General features: G+C 65.4%; 18 protein-coding genes. 4 read left to right on the top strand and 14 right to left on the bottom strand.

Annotated features, from left to right (window positions below):
• Positions 1 to 185 precede the first annotated feature (185 nt).
• Positions 186 to 695: a hypothetical protein gene (locus EDF71_RS10865; protein ID WP_133856600.1), complete on the top strand. Its 510-nt coding sequence runs from the start codon at positions 186 to 188 to the stop codon at positions 693 to 695.
• 119 nt (positions 696 to 814) lie between these two features.
• Here EDF71_RS10865 and EDF71_RS10860 read toward each other — a convergent pair whose 3' ends face one another.
• The gene (locus EDF71_RS10860; protein ID WP_133856599.1) at positions 815 to 1117 is read right to left on the bottom strand and encodes a DUF883 family protein; all 303 of its coding nucleotides are present in this window, start codon (positions 1115 to 1117) and stop codon (positions 815 to 817) included.
• Between the two features lie 245 nt (positions 1118 to 1362).
• Between EDF71_RS10860 and EDF71_RS10855 the strand changes: the two genes are divergently transcribed.
• Positions 1363 to 1623: a hypothetical protein gene (locus EDF71_RS10855; RefSeq protein ID WP_133856598.1), complete on the top strand. Its 261-nt coding sequence runs from the start codon at positions 1363 to 1365 to the stop codon at positions 1621 to 1623.
• A gap of 150 nt (positions 1624 to 1773) precedes the next feature.
• Positions 1774 to 1968 (top strand): hypothetical protein, encoded by a 195-nt coding sequence (locus EDF71_RS10850; protein WP_133856597.1) that lies wholly within the window; start codon positions 1774 to 1776, stop codon positions 1966 to 1968.
• Positions 1969 to 2057: 89 nt separating this feature from the next.
• Here the strand turns inward: EDF71_RS10850 and EDF71_RS10845 are convergent, their stop codons facing one another.
• The 12 genes from EDF71_RS10845 to EDF71_RS10790 all read right to left on the bottom strand — a co-directional run bounded on the left by EDF71_RS10845 (position 2058) and on the right by EDF71_RS10790 (position 17699).
• On the bottom strand, positions 2058 to 5138 hold the full coding sequence (locus EDF71_RS10845) for an efflux RND transporter permease subunit (RefSeq protein WP_133856596.1): 3081 nt from the start codon (positions 5136 to 5138) through the stop codon (positions 2058 to 2060).
• Positions 5135 to 6292 (bottom strand): efflux RND transporter periplasmic adaptor subunit, encoded by a 1158-nt coding sequence (locus tag EDF71_RS10840; protein ID WP_166656514.1) that lies wholly within the window; start codon positions 6290 to 6292, stop codon positions 5135 to 5137. Before EDF71_RS10840 ends, EDF71_RS10845 begins: the two co-directional genes overlap by 4 nt.
• A 22-nt stretch (positions 6293 to 6314) precedes the next feature.
• Entirely contained in the window at positions 6315 to 7757 is a 1443-nt protein-coding gene (locus EDF71_RS10835) for a TolC family protein (RefSeq protein WP_133856594.1), read from the bottom strand.
• Between the two features lie 10 nt (positions 7758 to 7767).
• Positions 7768 to 8370, bottom strand: coding sequence for a transcriptional regulator (locus tag EDF71_RS10830; protein WP_166656513.1), 603 nt, complete (start codon positions 8368 to 8370; stop codon positions 7768 to 7770).
• A 142-nt stretch (positions 8371 to 8512) separates the two neighbouring features.
• Entirely contained in the window at positions 8513 to 9577 is a 1065-nt protein-coding gene (locus tag EDF71_RS10825; RefSeq protein ID WP_133856592.1) for a PAS domain-containing protein, read from the bottom strand.
• A gap of 13 nt (positions 9578 to 9590) precedes the next feature.
• A complete protein-coding gene (locus tag EDF71_RS10820) occupies positions 9591 to 10406 on the bottom strand; it encodes a hypothetical protein (protein WP_133856591.1) in 816 nt (271 codons plus the stop codon).
• Between the two features lie 70 nt (positions 10407 to 10476).
• Positions 10477 to 11166 (bottom strand): response regulator transcription factor, encoded by a 690-nt coding sequence (locus EDF71_RS10815; protein ID WP_133856590.1) that lies wholly within the window; start codon positions 11164 to 11166, stop codon positions 10477 to 10479.
• Positions 11167 to 11296: 130 nt separating this feature from the next.
• Positions 11297 to 12157 (bottom strand): isocitrate lyase/phosphoenolpyruvate mutase family protein, encoded by an 861-nt coding sequence (locus tag EDF71_RS10810; protein WP_133856589.1) that lies wholly within the window; start codon positions 12155 to 12157, stop codon positions 11297 to 11299.
• Between the two features lie 15 nt (positions 12158 to 12172).
• Positions 12173 to 13372, bottom strand: a complete 1200-nt coding sequence (gene prpF / locus EDF71_RS10805; RefSeq protein WP_133856588.1) for a 2-methylaconitate cis-trans isomerase PrpF — start codon at positions 13370 to 13372, stop codon at positions 12173 to 12175.
• A gap of 25 nt (positions 13373 to 13397) precedes the next feature.
• A complete protein-coding gene (gene acnD, locus EDF71_RS10800) occupies positions 13398 to 16037 on the bottom strand; it encodes a Fe/S-dependent 2-methylisocitrate dehydratase AcnD (RefSeq protein ID WP_133856587.1) in 2640 nt (879 codons plus the stop codon).
• A gap of 88 nt (positions 16038 to 16125) precedes the next feature.
• A complete protein-coding gene (gene prpC, locus EDF71_RS10795) occupies positions 16126 to 17304 on the bottom strand; it encodes a 2-methylcitrate synthase (protein ID WP_133856586.1) in 1179 nt (392 codons plus the stop codon).
• A complete protein-coding gene (locus EDF71_RS10790; protein ID WP_133856585.1) occupies positions 17301 to 17699 on the bottom strand; it encodes an acyl-CoA thioesterase in 399 nt (132 codons plus the stop codon). Before EDF71_RS10790 ends, prpC begins: the two co-directional genes overlap by 4 nt.
• A 162-nt stretch (positions 17700 to 17861) precedes the next feature.
• On the opposite strand from EDF71_RS10790, the gene EDF71_RS10785 reads away from it, so the two are divergent.
• Positions 17862 to 19283 carry a short-chain fatty acyl-CoA regulator family protein gene (locus EDF71_RS10785; protein WP_133856584.1) on the top strand — a complete coding sequence of 474 codons (1422 nt, stop codon included), beginning with the start codon at positions 17862 to 17864 and terminating at the stop codon, positions 19281 to 19283.
• On the opposite strand, the gene EDF71_RS25635 is transcribed toward EDF71_RS10785, so the two are convergent.
• Positions 19280 to 19486, bottom strand: a complete 207-nt coding sequence (locus EDF71_RS25635) for a hypothetical protein (protein ID WP_347876665.1) — start codon at positions 19484 to 19486, stop codon at positions 19280 to 19282. The genes EDF71_RS10785 and EDF71_RS25635 overlap by 4 nt on opposite strands.
• Positions 19487 to 19579 lie beyond the last annotated feature (93 nt).

Here is a 19579-nt window from a genome sequence, read left to right as displayed (position 1 = left end):
CAGTGTTCTGTTGGCATCCATTCTGGAGACACAGACCGCAAAGAGCCACCGGTATAGCGGCCTAGCAGCTATAACCTGCGGGCATATCTCTGGCGTCATGGCACAGCAGTGGGCGCGACTCGTCCTACGGCAGATGGCTGATGCTGCCGTCAGGCTTGCGCCCGCCTTTCTCCTAGCATGGACGCATGCTGATAACGAAGGTAAACACCTCTTTTTTGCCCAAAGTCGCGCTGGCGCTGGTGAGCCTGTGGGCCGCTGCCACCGTGTCTGCAATGAGCAATGAGGAAATCCGTGCAGAAACGGACCGCATCGCCGCCCAATACGCCGCCGCCATGGCCCATTGCCAGACCTTGCAGGGCAACGACAGAGATATCTGCAGTGAGGATGCCAAGGGCATCCAGCGGGTCGCCCAGGCTGAGCGCGACGCCAAGCTACTGGGCGATGCCGACCACAACTACCAGGTGCGCGTAGCCAGGGCTGAGGCGGACTACCGCGTGGCCAAGGAGCGCTGCAATGAGATGCGCGGTGATGCCATCGGCATCTGCAAGAAGGATGCCGAGGCTGCCTACCGCAAGGCCCAGCAGGATGCGCAGGTCAAACGGGTGGAAGCGCCCCCTGCTACATCAACCGACCAGCCCTTGACCCCGATCGCGCCAGCGCGCAGCGAGATCCCGCTCGCCAACCCCGGCCGTTGATGCTGCATCCTTGAAGCCAGTTACAGAGCCGCAAAAAAAACTGCCGTGACTATATTCGGTCACGGCAGTTTTTTGCGTTCATCAAGGGGGCGGCATCGCCCGCCCCCTGCATTCGGCGATCAACGACGGCAGGCCGCGTAGCCCAGCACCACACCAATGGCCAGCGCCGCCCCGGCGATGTGCCAGGGCTCGTCATGCGCGTACTTGTCGGTGCATGCGGCGGTGTGCTTAGTTTGTTCGATGGCACGGGCAGCGGAGTCACGGGCGATACCCATGCCTTCATCCATGCGCTCACGGATGCGCTTGATTTCGGGGATCGCGTCGAACTCCTTGACGGAGAGCAGTGCGCGCACATCGCCCACCAGCTGGTCGACATCGCCCTTCACGTCGGAGAGGCTGACGGGTCGCTTCTTGAAAAACATACTTGTTCCTTTCTTGTAGGGAAGCCCAAAATGTGCTCTGGCTATTACCTTATAGAAAGACAAACTAGCGCCATGTAGGAAAGCGGCCCGGATCTGCGTGCAAGGGTCTTGGTAATGGCAGCCGTAATGGCAGCCGCTGCGCAAGACCATGCATTGGCGCACAGCCGCTGCCCCCGGTTTTCCTACACGCACCTGTCCTGGCCTGGGCGACCATGCATCCTGAGTTCCACGAACCTGGAGGATCCATGCCAGACCAAGCCCCCGACAAAACCAACCCGCCTGCCAGCGAGGAAACCAAGATCAACACCACCCGCAAGCAGCAGCCCCATGACCCGGGCAGCCAGGCCAAGATGCCGCATGAAAAGGACCAGTCGGTGGGAGAGACCAGCAAGCAGCCTTCACCCGAAATTGCCCAAGCCCATGCCGATTTGAAGCGGGGCCTCGTCGATACCGATGCGCGCGCCACGGATGGCCGCCCAAAGGGCAGCAAACACCCGGCCAACTAGATCAATTTGGCGCGTATTGCCCCTCACTACCTAATGTTCCAATCCGTAACATCATCGGATATTCAAATGCATCTATAGGATAAATCTTGCTTTCGTACTAAGCTGTCCATGTTGGAGCCCGTTTATGTGGCCCTGACAGGAAGGTATGCCGTGTCGCAACGAAAGCAGGAGGTTGCTGCCAAAGACGATTACCTCGAACAGCTCAAAGCCGAAGGTGCCAGTCTATTGATGCAGAACCCACAGGAAGGAACGCCCGAGCACGCCAAGATGATGCTGATCGACGCCAAGATTGACCAACTCACCAGCCCCATCACCGTCCCCAATTGGAAGGACTCCAGCTTGTGAAAAACAGCCCGCTATCAAAATAAGCGGGCTTTTTGTTGCCCGGCGCAGCCCCCGCATCGGGGCCGGCCGGGGCGGCTTGTCAGCCGCGCTTATGGCTGGGTCTCCAGCGCCTGCTGCTCTTCGGCACTCGGCAAGGTGACCCAGCGGGCCAGCTTGGGCCGCAACCAATTCTCGAAATCATCCATCACCGCATAGACCACCGGCACCAGCACCAGCGACAGCGCCGTGGACGACACCAGCCCGCCGATGACGGCGACGGCCAGCGGCTGACGAAACTCCGAGCCGCTGCTCACGCCCAGCGCCGTCGGCAGCATGCCCATGGCCATCGCAATCGTCGTCATGATGATGGGCCGGGTCCGCTCATGCGCGGCTTCCAGCAGGGCCTCCGTCTGGCTCTTGCCCATGCGCTCGGCCTCTACCGCATGCTCCACCAGCAGGATGGAATTCTTGGCCGCCAGGCCCATCAGCATCAGCAAGCCAATCAGCACCGGCAGGTTCAGCTCCCCACCCGTCGCCAGCAAGGCCAGAAAGGCGCCCGCCAAGGACAGCGGCAGCGCCGCCAGAATGACCACCGGTTTGACAAAGCTGCGGAACAGCAGAATCAGCACGCCAAAGATCAGCCCCACCCCCGCCATGATGGCCAGGCCAAAGCTGGCAAACAGCTCCTGCATGCCTTCGGCATCGCCATAGAGCGGGCGCGATACACCCTCGGGCAGGTGCTTCAAGAACGGCAGCGCATCCACGGCCGCATTGGCCTGGCCCAGCGACACGCCATTCACCTCGGCCTCCAAAGTGATGCGGCGCTCGCGGTCAAAGCGGTCGATATGCGATTCACCCACCTGGAAATGCATGTCCGCCACCGCCGACAAAGGCACCGTGCCGCCCTGCCCCGTGGGCACCCGCAGCGCGCCAATGGCGTCCAGGTCGCGCAAGGCATCCTGCGGCAAGCGCACCCGCACTGACAGGCGCTGGCGCCCAGTGTTGAACTTGGAGGCCGTCGCATCCAGATCACCCATGCTGGCCATGCGTGCCACCTCGGCTACCACATCAGGGGTAACGCCCAGGCGCGCGGCGGCATCGGGCTTGAGCCGTATCACCAGCTCGGGGCCCGGGTTGGGCGCCACCTGGTGCACATTGGCCAGCATCGGCAGGCTGCGCAGCTCGCGCTCGGCATCGGCGGCCGTGCGCCGCAGCAGGTCGCCATCATGGCCACCCAGGATCACCTGCAGGTTCTGCGTGCCACCGCCCTCGCTTTCGCTGTAGCTCAGCCGCACATCCGGCACCTGCAGCAGCAGCGGCCGCATATGGTCCTGGAAGGCCTTGGTCGTCATCGAGCGCGGCGATTTCAGCTGCACAATCACGCTGCCCTTGCGCGGGTCGCCATCGCGCTGGCTGCTGCCCACGCTGACAAACACATCCTGCACATCGCCTTGCTGGCGCAGCAAACGCGTCAGGCTGGCGGCCGAGGCGCGCATGTCTTCCGTGGTGGCGCCCGGCGCGCCTTGCAGGCTGATCTGCACCGTGCCGCCATCGCCCTTGGGCGCAAAGCCGGTGGGCAGTAGCGAGGCCAGCATCAGCGAGCCGACAAAAATCAGCACCCCGGCCGTCAGCGACAGCCAGCGGTGCGCCAGCGCCCATTCCAGCAGCCGGCGGTAGCGGCCCACAAAGGGCTTGTGCGGATGGGGCTGCGCCGAGGGCTTGAGCAAATAGGCGCACATCAGCGGCGACAAGAGGCGCGCCACCAGCAGCGAGAACATCACCGACACGGCCACCGTCACCCCAAACTCGCGGAAATATGGCCCGGCATAGCCGCCCATAAAGGCGACCGGCAAAAACACCACCGCAATGGCCAGGGTCGTGGCCACCACCGCCAGGCCAATCGCGTCCGCCCCCTCCATCGATGCACGCCAGGGCGATGCCCCCGCCTGCACCCGCTTCTGGATGTTCTCCACCTCGACGATGGCGTCATCGACCAGCACGCCAATCACCAAGGTCAGCGCCAGCAAGGACAGCATATTGAGCGAATAGCCCAGCCAGTGGATCACCGCAAACGTGGGGATCAGAGAGATCGGCATGGCCACGGCGGCAATCACCGTCGCGCGCCAGTCGCGCAGGAACATGAAGACGACCACCGCCGCCAGCAGCATGCCTTCAAGCAAGGTCGCCACCGTGGCATCAAAGCTCTCGCGCGTGTTCTTCGCACCCGATGACACCAGCTGGAAGGAGACACCCGGCTGCTCCTTGGCCAGGGTCGCCACCGCCTTGGCCACCGCCGTTTCCACATCCACGTCCGACGCGGCCTTGGTCTTCATCACCTGAAAGCCCACCACCGCCTCGCCATTCAAGGCCGCAAAACCGCGCCGGTCGCTGGCGCCGCTGGCCACGGTGGCCACATCGCCCAGCCGCAAATGGCGGCCGTCGCGCGTAGCAATCACCAGCTGCTCCAGCTCCTGTACCGAGGGGGCTGCAGCGAGGATACGCACCTGCTGCTCCTGCGCGCCAATCTGCGTACGGCCGCCCGATGCATCCAGGTTGTGGGCACGCAGCGCATCGTTCACGGCCACGGCCGTCAGGCCCAATGCCTGCAAGCGGGCAGGGTCCAGGGTCACGGTGATATCGCGCGCCACGCCGCCGACCTGGGTCACCTGGCCCACCCCCGGCTGCGCCACCAGCTTGCGCGCCACCACGTCCTCGATGAACCAGTTCAGCTCCACATCGTCCATGCCCGGCGCCGATACTGCATAGGTCAGCAAGGGCAGCGCATCAAAATCCAGGCGCTCCACAATCGGCGGCTCAATGCTGGCCGGCAGATTGGCACGCACCCGGTCAATGGCGGCCCGCACCTCGTCCACGGCCCGCTGCGGGTCCAGCCCGATCTCGAACTCCACCAAGGTCAGCGACATACCCTGGGTAACGGTAGAGATCACATGCTTGACCCGGGCCACATTGGCCACGCCGTCCTCCACCACGCGGGTGACCTGGGTTTCCACCTCGGTCGCTGCCGCGCTGGGCAAGGCCACTGCCACCTGCACGATGGGAAAGGACACATCCGGGTAGAGCTTGATCGGCATGACCCGGTAGGCCATCAGGCCGGCCACCATGATGGCGATGAACAGCACCACCACGGGGATCGGGTTCTGGATGGACCAGGCGGAGATACGCAGCTTCATGGCTGGCCTCCGGCCGCTGCAGCATTGTCTGCCGCCTTAGCAGGCTCTACCGCCGGTTTGACCGCCGTGCTGACCTGTACCCGGTCCCCATCCAGCACAAAGGCGCCACCGCCCAAGGCCAGGCGGGTGCCCACCGGCGGGCCATCGCGCAAGGCCACCCAGCCCTGGGCGCGGGCACCCAGGCTCACCGGCAGCTTGCGGATGCGGCTGTCGGCATCGATGGTGGCCAGTTGCGGGCCACCGGCTTCAAAGTGGATGGCTTTTTCCGGCACGGCGGCCACCGGTGCAGCGGCCTGCGCAAAACGCGCCTGGGCAAAACCGCCCGGGCGCAGATCGGCCCGCACCGGCAGCACCACGCGCACCTGGGCCAGCTTGGTCTTGTCGTCCACCCGGCGCGACAGCAGGCGCACCTGGCCCTCCAGCTCAACGCCCGAAGCCAGGGTCACGGCCACCTTGTTCCCGGGCTGGATGCGGTCCACCTGGTCCTCGGGCACCTCGGCGGCCAGCTCCACCATGCCGTCCCGCGCCAGGCGGAACATCGCTTCGCCGCCCGAGCTGGCCACATCGCCCCGGCGCACATTGCGCTGCAGCACCACGCCGGCCACAGGCGCGCGCAGCACCATGCGCTCGGCCTCCACCCGCAGCCCGGCCAGGTTGGCAGCGGCCACATCAGCATTTGCATTGGCGCTGGCTGCGGCCGTGCGCCGCTGCTGGATCTGCTCGTCCGACAGCACGCCCTGGCCGTCCAGTCCTTCGACCCGCGCCGATTCGGCCTGGGCCTGCTTGGCCTGGGCCCGGGCCTGCACCAGGCTGGCCTGGGCCTGGGCAATCTTGGCTTGCAGCAAGCCATCGTCCAGCCGCGCCAGTGGCTGGCCGGCACGCACCGTGTCGCCCTCATCGGCCAGCAATGCTGCGACCCGGTAGCCACCCAGCTCAGGGCCAATCGCAATTTCTTCGCGCGCCACCAAGAGGCCCGATGCCTGTTGTACCCCGCCCATGGGCCGCAGCTCCACCTGGGCCACGCTCACCGTGCGCACCACCTCGGCCACGGCTTTGGGGGCCTTGTTGGCCGTGCCTTCCGAGCAGGCCAGCAGCCCCAGCAGCGCCACCGATCCCAGGCCCAGCCCTAGGCCCACACGCCATCCGCTTGTCATTGATTGCAGCATTGCATCCCTCTCAATTCGTCTTCTGTGTTTCGGCGCCCAGCGCATCCCGGGGCCAACCGCCGCCCAGCGCCTGGAACACCTGCACCGCATGCGCCAGCGCCTCGGCGCGCGCCTGGGTCAGGCCTCCGCGCGAATCGCGGTAGACCTGCTCGGCATCCAGCACCACGACCAGGTCAAAAAAACCGGCCTCATAACCTTTGCGTGCCGCTTCATAAGCGGTCTGCGCGCGCGCCTCGGCCTGCGCCAGCACCTGCAGCCTTTGCTGATCCGGCGCCATGCGCAGCAGCGCCTGGTCCGTTTCGGAGAACGCGCGCTGCACCACCTGCTCGTAGGCAATCACCGCCTGCTCGGCGCGGGCGCCCTGGGCGCGGGCATTGGCCAGCAAGCGCGGCCGGTCCAGCACCGGCATGGCCAGGTTGCCTGCCAGCGACCACAGCCCGGTGCTGAGCGACGCGCCCTGCTTTTGCCAGTTCAGCCCCAGCCCGGGGGTCAGGGTGATGCTGGGCAGCAGCGCCAGGCGCGACAGCTCCAACCCACCAGCGGCCGCATCCATCTGCGCCTGGGCCTGCAGCACATCGGGGCGCCGCGCCAGCAAATCCGCCGGCAAGGCTTGCGGCAGCGCCGGCGCCTGGGTCTGGCTGTCGTCCAGCACCAGGGCGGACAAGGGCTGGTCGCCCTGCCCCACCAGCACCAGCAAGGCGCGGCGCGCGGCATCCAGTTGCGATTGCAGCACCAGCGCATTGGCCTGGGCCGCCAGCAAGCTGGCATCGACCCGCGCCACATCGGCCAGCGCCACCAGGCCACGCTCCAGCTTGCGCGCCAGCACCTGCTGCAGCCGCGTCTGAATGGTGATCGTCGCCTGCGCATCGGCCAGCGCGGCGGTCAGGCGCTGGGCCTCAAACATGCTGCGCGCCACTTCGGCCACCAAGGTGGCCCGCTCGCCATAGGCGCCATAGAGTGCAGCACCATAGTCGCCATCGGCCTGGCGCGAAAGCGCATCGCCCCGGCCCAGCACATCCAGCTCCCAGGACACCTGCAAGTCCAGCCCGGCGCTGCTTTGCCGGCCCAGGCCAACGCCGCCCGTCGATGCACCGCCCAGGCGCTGCACCTTGCGGTGGTCGCCGCTGGCGCGCAGCCCCCCTTGGGGTTGGTACTGCGTCAGCGCGGCTTCGCGCAGCGCCCGGGCCTCGCGCACCCGCGCCAGGCCCATGCGTACTTCCGTGCTGGCCGCCAAGGCCTGGTCCACCAGGCGGTTAAGCAGTGGCTGCTCAAACAAGGTCCACCAGGTATCCAGCTGCGGCGTGGCCTGCGCCGCCTGAGGGTCAGCCGCAGCAGGCGCGACCGAAAACTGCGCGGCCACCACCGGCGACGGCGCACGCGCATCCGGCACCGAGGAGCAACCCGACAAAGCCGCCAGGCACAGCGGCGCTGCGGCCCATAGAACATGTTTCATCGCGGGGACCTCAGTCTTTGCTGCTGCGGCGGGCTGCCGTGCTGCGCGCTGTGCGGGCTTTCGGTGCAGCCGCAGGGGCCGGGGCCGCAGCGCCGGCCTTCCGCTTGGCCGGCACCGCCTGGGCGGCCGTCTGTTTTTGCCGCTCGGCCAGCTTGGCCAGCAGCTCCTGCAAGGTTTGGGCCGTCACCGCATGGAAATCCTGCGCCTGCTGCAGGCGCGCAGTGGCGTCGGCGGGCAGCGGGCTGGCTGCCAGCAACTCGTCCACATAGGTCGTGAAGCGCTGGCAATCGGCAATGCTCTGCTCCAGCACGATCAAGAAGGGATTGGCCCGCAGGCTGAAAAAATCCTGGCGCTCGCCGCGCATTGCCACCCGCTCAATGATGCCCAGGCGCTCCAGCAAACGGGTATTGGTGCTCACGCTGGCCCGGCTGGCCTGCATGCGATCGGCCAGTTCGGCAAAGCTGATGGGCCCGCCGTCGAGCAAGAAAATGCCGATCAGGCGCCCTGCAATACGGGGCAAACCTCCCGTTTCCGCCTGGATCGCATTGCGCTCGATAAACAGCTCGCGCGCCTCCAATGCCGCTTTTGCCTTGTCCTGCTGGGTCACAGCCACCGCCCTTCATTCATATTGTTCAGTCACCGCTGAACAATATAAACGAATTCGGGTTGACCCTAGTTATTAGACGTAACGCGCGCTCAAAAAGAAAAAGGGCCGTGGTGTACGGCCCTTGGGTTGTGGTGCTTTGAACAGGTTCTTAGGACTGCCGCAAGGCCAGCCGCGCGGTCAGCAGGGTGCGCCCCGGCTCGGAGTCGATCTCCAGCACACCGCCGACGCGGCCGATACGCACGGCCATCGAGCGCATGCCAATGCCCAGGCCCGAGGCGTCCACGGCGGCCACATCAAAGCCCACGCCATCGTCCTCGATCTCCAGCACCAGGTCATCGGCCCCGGGCTGCAGGAAGGACAGGCGCACATTTCGCGCCTGGCTGTGCTTGATCACATTGGTGAGGGCTTCTTCGACCAGGCGCGTCATCGCCAGGTACTGCAGCGCATCGGGCGGCGTGCGCCAGGCGGGCGCATACTGCCAGTCGCAGCGAATGTCGAGCGCATCGAACAGATTGGCAAAGCGGTGGCGCAACGGTGCCAGCCACTCCTGCGGAGAGGCAGGCACGCGCACCTGGGCGGAGGAGTTGCTGTCGATGGTCTGGCGCAGGTCATCGCGGATGTGCTTGAGCATGGACAGCACCTGGGGCCGCGTCAGGCCGCCATCGCCGCCCTGCTCCACGGCGGCAATCATGTGCACCAAGGAGCCACCCAGCCCGTCATGCAGGTCATGGGTCAGGTTCAGGCGCTCCTGCAGGCGTGCATTCGACACCTTCTGCGCATCCAGCTCGGCGCGCAGCTGCTCGGCTTTCTTCTGCTCGGTGATGTCAAAGGTGAAACCGATCAACCCCGTGGTCTCGCCCTGCGCATCGCAAAGCACATGCACCACCTCGCGCACCCAGACAAAGTTGCCATCGCTGGTCAGCGCGCGGTATTCGGCCTCGTGGTCCACGCCAGCCAGGCACAGCCCCACGCAGCGGTTGACGGTCGTGTCGCGCTCGTCGGGGTGGATACGCTCGGCCCAGTCGTTCACCGTCTGCCAGCTGTCCGGCGTCCAGCCCAGCAGCGCCTCGATCTGCGGCCCCACATAGGTGTACTTCTTGCTCGCCCAATCGATGCGGAAGGGAATCGCCAAGGTGGATTCCAGCAGCGTTTGGTAAAGACCGTTGTTGGTGTCTGGCTCCAGAGTGCGTAGGCGGGGCTGCGTATCGAGCATAGAGGTATCAGGGTTACGTCAACATAGGATGAACCGTCGGCAACGCATTCCAGAACCAGTAGAAGTACCCGCTGTCTTTGGGCAGCAAGGTCAGGGTCTGCACGCTTCTTTGCGTGCCACCGCGCCAACAGGCCAGGGCTGAATTGCGATTGCCGTGCAGATCGATATAGGCCGCATAGGGATTTTTGGGCCTTGGCGGAATGTACAAGGCCACGCCTTGCGGCACCCAAAGATCGGCGAGAAAGATTTTAGCCCGCTGCGGCCAATAGCGCCCCACGGAAATCACCAGCGGAAGCTGGGGATCTACCGAGGAGAACACATGCGGAAAATCATGGTGCTCCAGATCGGTGCACACCGTGGGCTGCAGCTGGTTGCGGTGCGCATCGTCCAGATAGGGGCATTGCTGGCCGGCAAACATGCCGTACTTGAACGGGGTGTTCTCCAGATGGCGGATCGGGCTTTGCATGCGCAGGCCCTGGCCCGGCTCGATCAAGGTGATGCCAAACGCAGCCGCTGCGTCCCGCGTGGCCCAAAGAGGTTCATAGACAACCTCGCGGGCATCAAACGCCATCTGGGTCTCTTCACCATTGGGCGTTGGCGGCAGCGTATGCGCCCCTTTGACCTGGTAACCGCGCCCCCAAGACGGCTCAAGAGTCCCGGCCGGCGGAGTGACGGCCACCGGCTGCAGTTCCTTCACCCCTGCAGGAAGCGTTTTCTTGAATTCGGGCATCCCTCCGATGTTGCAGACATACGGCGTTGTCTGCGTATCGACCTCGGTACCAAGGCTCTCTCGAATCAGCAAAGGCGCATCAAAAAAAGTGTGGGGCACGGTCAATCACTCCAGATCGGATGGGTAGACGATTTCGGGAAAAGCGAGAAAGGGCTGAGCGCTGCGCGGATCAATCCACCAGGCGGCGCCGGCGCGCTTCCTGCGCTGCCTGGGTGCGCGAGGAAACCGACAGCTTGCGGTAGACATTCTTGATGTGCGATTCGACCGTGTAGCGCGACAAAAACAGCCGCTCGGCAATCTCGCGGTTGCTCAGGCCCTCGACCACCAGGTGCAGGATGGTGTGTTCGCGGGCGCTCAAGCCGGGGTCGTCCGCCGCCTGCACGGCAGGCGGGGCTTGCAGCGGCAGCTCCTCAATGATGCGCCGCGCAATAAAGGGGTCGATGGGCGCGCCGCCGCGCAGCACGCTGCGCAAGGCCATGGCCATCTCCATGTCGTCGCGCTCCTTGAGCACATAGCCCACGGCGCCGGCGCGCAACGCGGCCCAGATCATCTCCTGCGTGCTCCAGGCCGATACCACCAGCATCGGCAGGTTGGGCGCCTGGGCATGCAGCTCTTCAATCAGCTCCACACCGCTGCCATCGGGCAGGCCCAGGTCGACCAGCACCAGCGATACCGTGTGCGCCTCGCCCGCCAGGTAAGCGCGCGCTTCGGCCAGCGAGCCGGCCATCACCAGCGCATCGCTGCTATAGCCCAGCTGCTGCAGCAGGCCCTGCAGCCGGTTGCGCACCAGCGGGTTGTCCTCCACCACCAGTACGGGTGCGGGCAGTGCGAGATCGGCGGTGAGCATCTGGGTGGGCATGGGGTCCGTTCAAATTCCAAGTGCTGCAATTATTCCGCAAGCCCAGGCCCTTGCCCCTCACTGAAACTGGTGAATTTCAGCGCCATGACAGTTTCATGACCACCGCATGGCGGCGGCCAGCACGGAACTATCAGCTAAAGCGCTTCTCCAGCGCATCCCAAGCCGGCTTGCCCACCAGGCGCTGGCGCTCGGCAAAGGTCGCCACCAAACCGCTGGACTCCTGCACCGCCTTCTCGTCGCGCAGCACAGTCAAGGTTTTCTGCATGCCGGCCACGGCGCCCTGCAGCGCCGCATTGGCATAGAGCACGATGCCGTAGCCCAGTTCGCCCAGCTGCTCTGCATCAAAAATGGGGGTCTTGCCGCCAATCACCATGTTCATCAGCTGCGGGGCGGCCAGCCGGGTCGGCAGCGCACGGATCTCTTCGGCCGTGGTAACGGCCTCCACAAACAGAATGTCGGCCCCGGCTTCAGCAAAGCGCTGGGCACGCTCCACGGCCGCCTCAAAGCCATGGGTGGCCGCCGCATCGGTACGGGCCATGATCAGCAGGTTGGGGTCGCGCCGGGCATCGACGGCAGCCTTGATCTTGCTCACCGCCTCTTCGGTGGAGATCACCTCCTTGCCGTTGAAATGCCCGCAGCGCTTGGGCGCCACCTGGTCCTCCAGCTGGATGCAGTCGGCGCCGGCGCGCTCCAGGGTGCGCACCGTGTGGTAGACATTGAGCGCATTGCCAAAGCCGGTATCGGCATCCACCAGCAAGGGCACACTGACCGTATCGCGAATGCGCGCCGTGTGGTCGGCAATCTCGGCCAGCCCCATAAAGCCCTGGTCTGGCATGCCAAACCACATATTGGTCACGCCCGCGCCCGTGACATAGATGGCCTCAAAGCCCAGGTCCTCGATCACCTTGGCCGACAGCGCATTGAAGGCCCCCGGCACCAGCACGCCCCGGCGTGCCGCCACCATGTCTTTCAGCAGTTTCTTGGTATCCATTCCACAGTCCCCTGTTCAAAAACAATCGCCCGGCACCCGCACGGCGCCTTCCATCAAAATGCGTGCGCTGCGGCTCATCAGCGCCTTGGCCACCATCCACTGGCCATCCTGCAGACATGCCTCCGCCCCCACCCGCAGGCTGCCCGAGGGGTGGCCAAAGCGCACCGCGCTGCGCTCGCCCCCGCCGGCGGCCAGGTTGACCAGGGTGCCCGGCACTGCTGCTGCCGTGCCAATCGCCACCGCTGCCGTACCCATCATCGCGTGGTGCAGCAGGCCCATCGACAGTGCCCGCACCAGCAGGTCCACGTCCTGCGCCTCTACCGCCTTGCCGCTGGATGCCGTGTAGCTGGCCGGCGGCGCCACAAAGGCAAGTTTGGGCGTGTGCTGGCGGCTGGCGGCCTCGCTCAGGTCCTGGATCAGGCCCATCTTCAGCGCGCCATGGGCACGAATGGTCTCCAGCCGCGCCAAGGCCTGGGCGTCGCCATTGATGTCGCCCTGCAGCTCGCGGCCGGTGTAGCCCAGGTCTTGTGCGTTCAGAAAGATCGTCGGGATGCCCGCATTGATCAAGGTGGCGGCAAAGCTGCCTACCCCTGGCACATCGAGCTGATCCACCAGCTGGCCGGTGGGGAACATCGCACCACCATCCTCGCCCTCGTCGGCAGGATCCATAAAGGCCAGCTGCACCTCGGCGGCAGGAAAACTCACGCCATCCAGCTCAAAGTCTCCAGTCTCCTGCACCTCTCCGTTGCGGATGGGTACCTGGGCAATGATGGTCTTCCCAATATTGGCCTGCCAGATGCGCACCGTGCACAGGCCGTCCTGCGGGATGCGGGCCGGGTCGATCAGGCCCATCGCGATGGCGCAAGGGCCCACCGCTGCCGACAGGTTGCCGCAGTTGCCGCTCCAGTCCACAAAGGGCTTGTCGATAGCGACCTGGCCAAAGAGGTAGTCCACATCATGGTCCGGCTGCGTGCTCCTGGCCAGCAGCACCGCCTTGCTGGTGCTGGACGACGCATTGCCCATGCCATCGATCTGCTTGCCATAGGGGTCGGGGCTGCCCAGGGTGCGCAGCAGGATGGCGTCGCGCGCCGCGCCGGGCTGCTGCGCGGGCAGCGGCAAATCCGGCACATGGAAGAACACCCCCTTGCTGGTGCCACCACGCATATAGATGGCGGGGATCTTGATCTGGGGAGGATGGGCGGTCAGGGTTGTCATGGTCGTTCAGAAAAAAACTGGGCATTCACACCGGGGCGACTTGCGCAGCGCGGGATGCCAGAAAATCCTGCGCAAAGCGCTGCAGCACACCGCCTGCCTCGTAGACAGACAGCTCCTCGCCGGTATCCAGGCGGCAGGTCACCGGCACGCGGTCGATCTGGCCGTTGCGGCGCCGGACCACCAGGCTCAGCGTGGCCAGCGGTGTGCGTTCACCTTCCACATCATAGGTCTCCGTGCCGTCCAGCTGCAGCGTCTTGCGCGTGGTGCCGGGCTTGAACTCCAAGGGCAGCACGCCCATGCCGATCAGGTTGGTGCGGTGGATGCGCTCAAAGCCCTCCGCCACCACCGTCTCCACCCCGGCCAGGCGCACGCCCTTGGCGGCCCAGTCGCGGCTGGAGCCCTGGCCGTAGTCGGCGCCGGCAATGATGATCAGCGGCTGGCGGCGCGCCAGATAGGTCTCCATCGCCTCCCACATGCGCACCACCCGGCCCTCAGGCTCGATGCGGGCCAGCGAGCCCTTTTGCACCTGGCCATCGACCACGGCCATCTCGTTGACGAGCTGGGGGTTGGCAAAGGTAGCGCGCATCGCCGTCAGGTGGTCGCCCCGGTGGGTGGCGTAGGAGTTGAAGTCCTCCTCGGGCAGGCCCATCTTGGCCAGGTACTCCCCGGCGGCCGAGCTGGCCAGAATGGCATTGGACGGCGAGAGGTGGTCGGTGGTGATGTTGTCCGGCAGCAGCGCCAGCGGCCGCATGCCCTGCAGGCTGCGCGGGTGGGCGGCCAGCGCGCCCACGCCTTCGGTATCCCAGTACGGTGGTCGGCGGATATAGGTGGACTCGGGGCGCCAGGCATACTGCGCCTCGGCCTGCTCGCCATCGTCCACGCGCAGCGCAAACATGGGCTCATACACGGCGCGGTACTGCGCTGGCTTCACAGCCTGGGCCACAACAGCATCGATCTCTGCATCGCTGGGCCAGAGGTCTTGCAGACGGATCTCCCGCCCATCGACGATGCCCAGCACATCCTTCTCGATATCGAAGCGCACCGTGCCTGCAATCGCATAGGCCACCACCAGCGGGGGCGAGGCCAGAAACGCCTGCTTGGCATAGGGGTGGATGCGGCCATCGAAATTGCGGTTGCCCGAGAGCACGGCCGTTGCATACAGGTCGCGATCGATGATCTCCTGCTGGATGCGGGGATCTAGCGCGCCGCTCATGCCATTGCAGGTGGTGCAGGCAAAGGCGACGATGCCAAAGCCCAGCGCCTCCAGGTCCTCAAGCAGCCCCGCCTCTTGCAGGTACAGCTCCACCGCCTTGGAGCCAGGCGCGAGCGAGGTTTTCACCCAGGGCTTGCGCACCAGGCCCAGGCGCCGGGCATTGCGCGCCAGCAGCGCCGCAGCCATCACATTGCGCGGATTGCTGGTGTTGGTGCAGCTGGTGATGGCGGCGATGATGACGGCGCCATCGGGCAGCAGGCCCTGCGCCTCCTGCGCGCGCGCCAGCGCCAGGGGCTCGGTGCCGGCAATGCCGCGCTCGGCCAGCTGCGAGGTCGGCAGGCGGCGGTGCGGGTTGGAGGGGCCGGCCATATTGCGCACCACGGTGGACAGGTCAAACTGCAGCACCCGCTCGTAGCTCACCTGGGCCAGGCTGTCGGCCCAGAAACCGGCGGTCTTGGCATAGGTCTCCACCAGCTGCACCTGCTTTTCATCGCGGCCGGTCAGCCGCAGGTAGGCCAAGGTCTGCTCATCCACCGCAAACAGCGCGGCAGTGGCGCCATACTCCGGGCACATATTGGCAATGGTGGCGCGGTCGCCAATCGAGAGGCTGCGCGCACCCTCGCCATAAAACTCCACATAGGCGCCCACCACCTTTTGCTGGCGCAAAAACTCCGTCAGCGCCAGCACAATGTCGGTCGCGGTAATGCCCGGCTGGGGCCGTCCGCTCAGGGCCACGCCGACAATGTCGGGCAGCCGCATCCACGAGGCCCGGCCCAGCATCACGTTCTCGGCCTCCAGGCCGCCCACGCCCACTGCAATCACGCCCAGCGCATCCACATGCGGGGTATGGCTGTCCGTGCCCACGCAGGTATCGGGAAAGGCGACGCCATCTTGCACATAGACCACCGGGGACATCTTCTCCAGATTGATTTGGTGCATGATGCCGTTGCCCGCCGGGATCACGTCCACGTTCGCAAAGGCCTTCTTGCTCCATTCGATGAAATGGAAGCGGTCCTCGTTCCGGCGGTCTTCGATCGCGCGGTTCTTCTCAAAGGCTTGGGGGTCAAACCCGCCGCATTCCACGGCCAGCGAATGGTCCACGATCAGCTGCACCGGCACAACAGGGTTGACGGCGGCCGGGTCACCGCCCGCCTGGGCAATCGCATCGCGCAGGCCCGCCAGGTCCACCAAGGCGGTCTGGCCCAGGATGTCATGGCAGACCACGCGCACGGGGAACCAGGGAAAGTCGATATCGCGCCTGCGCTCGATGAGCTGGCGCAGGTAATCCGGCAACTGGGCCGGGTCGGCGCGGCGCACCAGGTTTTCGGCATGCACCCGCGCCGTGTACGGCAGCCGGGTCCAGGCGCCGGGCGCCAGCGCATCGACTGCCGCCTGCGCATCAAAATAATCCAGGCCGCTGCCGGCCAGTGCTTGTCTGTAATCGGTGTTCATGGGGCAGTGCAAACCGGCGGGCAGGCCACCCGCACGGTGTCGCTATTTCTATAGGGATCGGGAGAAAGTCGGGTCGGCCGGCAGCCGCTCAGCCGCGCTGTTCGATGGGCTGGAACACCTGGTCTTCCGGCCCCGTGTAATGCGCGCTGGGGCGGATGATCTTGTTGTCCACGCGCTGCTCGATCACATGCGCCGCCCAGCCGCTGGTGCGCGCAATCACAAACAGCGGCGTGAACATGGCAGTGGGCACGCCCATCATGTGGTAGCTCACGGCGCTGAACCAGTCGAGGTTGGGGAACATCTTCTTGACCTCCCACATTACCGTCTCCAGGCGCTCGGCAATGTCGTACATCTTGGTGGAGCCGGCCTCCAGCGACAGCTCCTTGGCCACGCCCTTGATGACGACATTGCGCGGGTCGCTGACGGTGTAGACGGGGTGGCCAAAACCAATCACCACTTCCTTGTTCTCCACCCGGCGGCGTATATCGGCCTCGGCGGCATCGGCGCTGTCGTAGCGCTTCTGGATCTCGAAGGCCACCTCGTTGGCGCCGCCGTGCTTGGGGCCACGCAGCGCGCCAATCGCGCCGGTGATCGACGAATACATGTCGCTGCCGGTGCCAGCCACCACGCGGGCGGTGAAGGTCGAGGCGTTGAACTCATGCTCGGCATACAGGTTGAGCGAGGTGTGCATGGCCCGCTCCCACAGCGCACTGGGCTTCTTGCCATGCAGCAGGTGCAGAAAATGCGCGCCGATGGAGTCGTCATCGGTCTCCACATCGATGCATTTGCCCGAGGTGCTGAAGTGGTACCAGTACAGCAGCATCGAGCCCAGCGAGGCCATCAGGCGGTCGGCAATATCGCGAGCGCCGGGCAGGTTGTGGTCGTCCTTCTCGGGCAGGGTGCAGCCCAGCACCGATACGCCCGTGCGCATCACATCCATCGGGTGGCTGGCCGCAGGCAGCTGCTCCAGCGCCTGCTTGACGCTGGCGGGCAGGCCGCGCAGCGCCTTGAGCTTGTCCTTGTAGGCCCGCAGTTCTGCCCGATTGGGCAGCTTGCCGTGTACCAGCAGGTGGGCAATCTCCTCAAACTCGCAGACCTGGGCCATGTCCAGAATGTCATAGCCCCGGTAGTGCAGGTCATTGCCGCTGCGGCCCACCGTGCACAAAGCGGTGTTGCCCGCCGTCACTCCCGAGAGCGCAACCGATTTCTTGGGTTTGAAGGTCGAAGGTGTGCTGGGCGCAGTGGCCTCGGTGGTCGTGGTGGTCATAGCGGGGTTTCCTGGTTCAAATATGCGCAATCAAGAGAGACTGGCCGGCCTTTGGCATCGACGGCCACCATTTCAAACAAACCTTTGAGAATTTCCTCTGGTGGGGTACCGGGCAGGTCCGCCAGGCCAGTGACGCAGACGGTCATCGAGCTGCGCCCCACCCGGCTGACCCAGGCACGCAGGGTCAGCCCATGGCCTACTGGTGCCGGTGCCACAAAGTCCACCCGGCTGACGGCCGCCATCACCACCTCACGTTGCGCGAGGCTGCGGGCCGCCAGAAACGCGGCCTTGGCCATCAACTGCAGACCTTGGCCCGCAAACAGCGTGCCGTGGTGGTTGGCCAGCGCCGGCAGTACCAGTTCCTGCAGCTCAACAATGCCGATGGGTTTTGTCATGCTTCGCAATTTACGCAAAATGCCATGCGGTGGATAGCACTGAAATGGCGAATTTCTGCGAATGAAAATTGCCATTTTGCGAATTTTGCGAATTGATAGAATCCACAAAATTGGCAAACCCTAGTCGCGGCTACCACCCCCGATGAAACAAGAGACCTGGCTATGAAAAAAACCTTCATGGGCGTGAAGCTGCGCAAGCTGCGTGCCGAGCGCAACCTGTCGCAGATTGCGCTGGCCCATACGCTGGGCCTGTCGCCCAGCTACCTGAACCAGCTGGAGCAAAACCAGCGGCCCTTGACGGTGTCAGTGCTGCTTAAGCTGCACCGCAGCCTGGGGGTGGACATCCAGCAGTTTTCCGAAGACGAAGAGGCACGTCTGGTGGCCGGCCTGCGCGAAGCCCTGGCCGATGCGCCCGAGACCATCGCCCTGCCCGAGCTGCAAGAGGTGGCCGCGCAAATGCCGGCGCTGGGCGCGGCGGTGGTGGCGCTGTACCGCCGCCATCTGGACACCATGGAGCGGCTCGAAGCGCTGTCGCTGCAGTTGGGTGACGACCGCAGCGATGAGCGCGCCCATGCCAAGGGGCCGGCCGCCATGCCGTTCGAGGTGGTGCGCGATTTCTTCTTCTCGCACCAGAACTATTTCGACGCGGTGGACCGCGCAGCCGAAGACCTGTCGATGCAGGCCCAGGCCCAGGGCGGCCCCTTGGTGGACTGGCTGGTGCAGCGCCTGGAGTACGAGCACCAGGTCCAGGTGCAGCAGGTGCAAAGCGCAGGCGCCAGCAAGCGGCAGTTTGACCCGGCCTCGCGCCTGCTGCAGCTGTCACCCACGCTGGCGCCCGCGCAGCAGGCCTTTCAGTTGGCCACGCAGCTGGCACTGCTGGAGATCGGCCCCCAACTCGACAGCCTCATCCGCGTGCCCGCGCTGGCCGGCGACCCTGCCGCGCAGCGACTGGCGCGCCTGGGCCTGGCCAACTACTTTGCCGGTGCGCTGCTGCTGCCCTATGGCCCGTTCTTGCAGGCGGCCCAGGCGCTGCGCTACGACATCGACCTGCTGGGCCAGCGCTTTGCCGTCGGCTTTGAAACCGTCTGCCACCGGCTCAGCACCTTGCAGCGACCGGACAACCCCGGCGTGCCCTTTTTCTTTGTGCGCGTGGACCGGGCCGGCAATATTTCCAAGCGCCAGTCGGCCACGCATTTCCATTTCAGCCGCACCGGCGGCACCTGCCCGCTGTGGAATGTCTACGAGGCCTTTGGCCAGCCCGGCCAGGTACTCGCGCAGCTGGCTGCCATGCCCGATGGCCGGCGCTATCTGTGGATCGCCCGCAGCGTCTCCGGCGGGCAGCGTGGCTATGGCGCGCCTCGCAAAACCTTTTCCATCGGCCTGGGCTGCGACCTGCGCCATGCCCCGCAGCTGGTCTATGCCAAGGGCATCGCCTTGGAAGACCCGGAGGCCGCCACCCCCATCGGCATGGGCTGCAAGGTCTGCGAGCGCACGCAGTGCCCGCAGCGGGCTTTTCCGTATGTGGGCAAGGGGCTGGATGTTGATGAGAACGCCAGCCGCTTCACCCCCTACGGCTCCCACTAGATCGCCGCCAACAACTGGCCGAAGCGCGTCTCCACATACTGTGCTGTCTGGCTGCGCTGCGCGCCCTGTCGCCAGAGCATTCGTACTGACAGCCGGGGCAGTGCCAACGCCGGGCAAGGCACTTCGCGCAGCGCCTGGCGGTTGCCTTCGTAGTGCGCAATATTGACGGGCAGCACCGCCCAGCCCAGGTTGTCGGCCACCATATCTGCAATGTTGTGAAGCTGTCCGAGCGCCAGACGCGTGGGCTATAGGCGCGCTCATGCACATCCTCGGTATGCATCAGCAGCTGGCGGTGC

The organism is Comamonas sp. JUb58, assembly GCF_004364775.1.
Lineage (GTDB): Bacteria > Pseudomonadota > Gammaproteobacteria > Burkholderiales > Burkholderiaceae_C > Comamonas.
This window is presented reverse-complemented; position numbering and strand designations above follow the sequence as displayed.

Excerpts from the sequence above, each read along its gene's own strand:
- EDF71_RS10865 (WP_133856600.1), top strand. The coding sequence starts at position 186 with ATGCTGATAACGAAGGTAAACACCTCTTTTTTGCCCAAAGTCGCGCTG.
- EDF71_RS10860 (WP_133856599.1), bottom strand. The coding sequence starts at position 1,117 with ATGTTTTTCAAGAAGCGACCCGTCAGCCTCTCCGACGTGAAGGGCGAT.
- EDF71_RS10855 (WP_133856598.1), top strand. The coding sequence starts at position 1,363 with ATGCCAGACCAAGCCCCCGACAAAACCAACCCGCCTGCCAGCGAGGAA.
- EDF71_RS10845 (WP_133856596.1), bottom strand. The coding sequence starts at position 5,138 with ATGAAGCTGCGTATCTCCGCCTGGTCCATCCAGAACCCGATCCCCGTG.
- EDF71_RS10840 (WP_166656514.1), bottom strand. The coding sequence starts at position 6,292 with ATGACAAGCGGATGGCGTGTGGGCCTAGGGCTGGGCCTGGGATCGGTG.
- EDF71_RS10835 (WP_133856594.1), bottom strand. The coding sequence starts at position 7,757 with ATGAAACATGTTCTATGGGCCGCAGCGCCGCTGTGCCTGGCGGCTTTG.
- EDF71_RS10825 (WP_133856592.1), bottom strand. The coding sequence starts at position 9,577 with ATGCTCGATACGCAGCCCCGCCTACGCACTCTGGAGCCAGACACCAAC.
- EDF71_RS10815 (WP_133856590.1), bottom strand. The coding sequence starts at position 11,166 with ATGCCCACCCAGATGCTCACCGCCGATCTCGCACTGCCCGCACCCGTA.
- EDF71_RS10810 (WP_133856589.1), bottom strand. The coding sequence starts at position 12,157 with ATGGATACCAAGAAACTGCTGAAAGACATGGTGGCGGCACGCCGGGGC.
- prpF (WP_133856588.1), bottom strand. The coding sequence starts at position 13,372 with ATGACAACCCTGACCGCCCATCCTCCCCAGATCAAGATCCCCGCCATC.
- acnD (WP_133856587.1), bottom strand. The coding sequence starts at position 16,037 with ATGAACACCGATTACAGACAAGCACTGGCCGGCAGCGGCCTGGATTAT.
- prpC (WP_133856586.1), bottom strand. The coding sequence starts at position 17,304 with ATGACCACCACGACCACCGAGGCCACTGCGCCCAGCACACCTTCGACC.
- EDF71_RS10790 (WP_133856585.1), bottom strand. The coding sequence starts at position 17,699 with ATGACAAAACCCATCGGCATTGTTGAGCTGCAGGAACTGGTACTGCCG.
- EDF71_RS10785 (WP_133856584.1), top strand. The coding sequence starts at position 17,862 with ATGAAAAAAACCTTCATGGGCGTGAAGCTGCGCAAGCTGCGTGCCGAG.
- EDF71_RS25635 (WP_347876665.1), bottom strand. The coding sequence starts at position 19,486 with ATGGTGGCCGACAACCTGGGCTGGGCGGTGCTGCCCGTCAATATTGCG.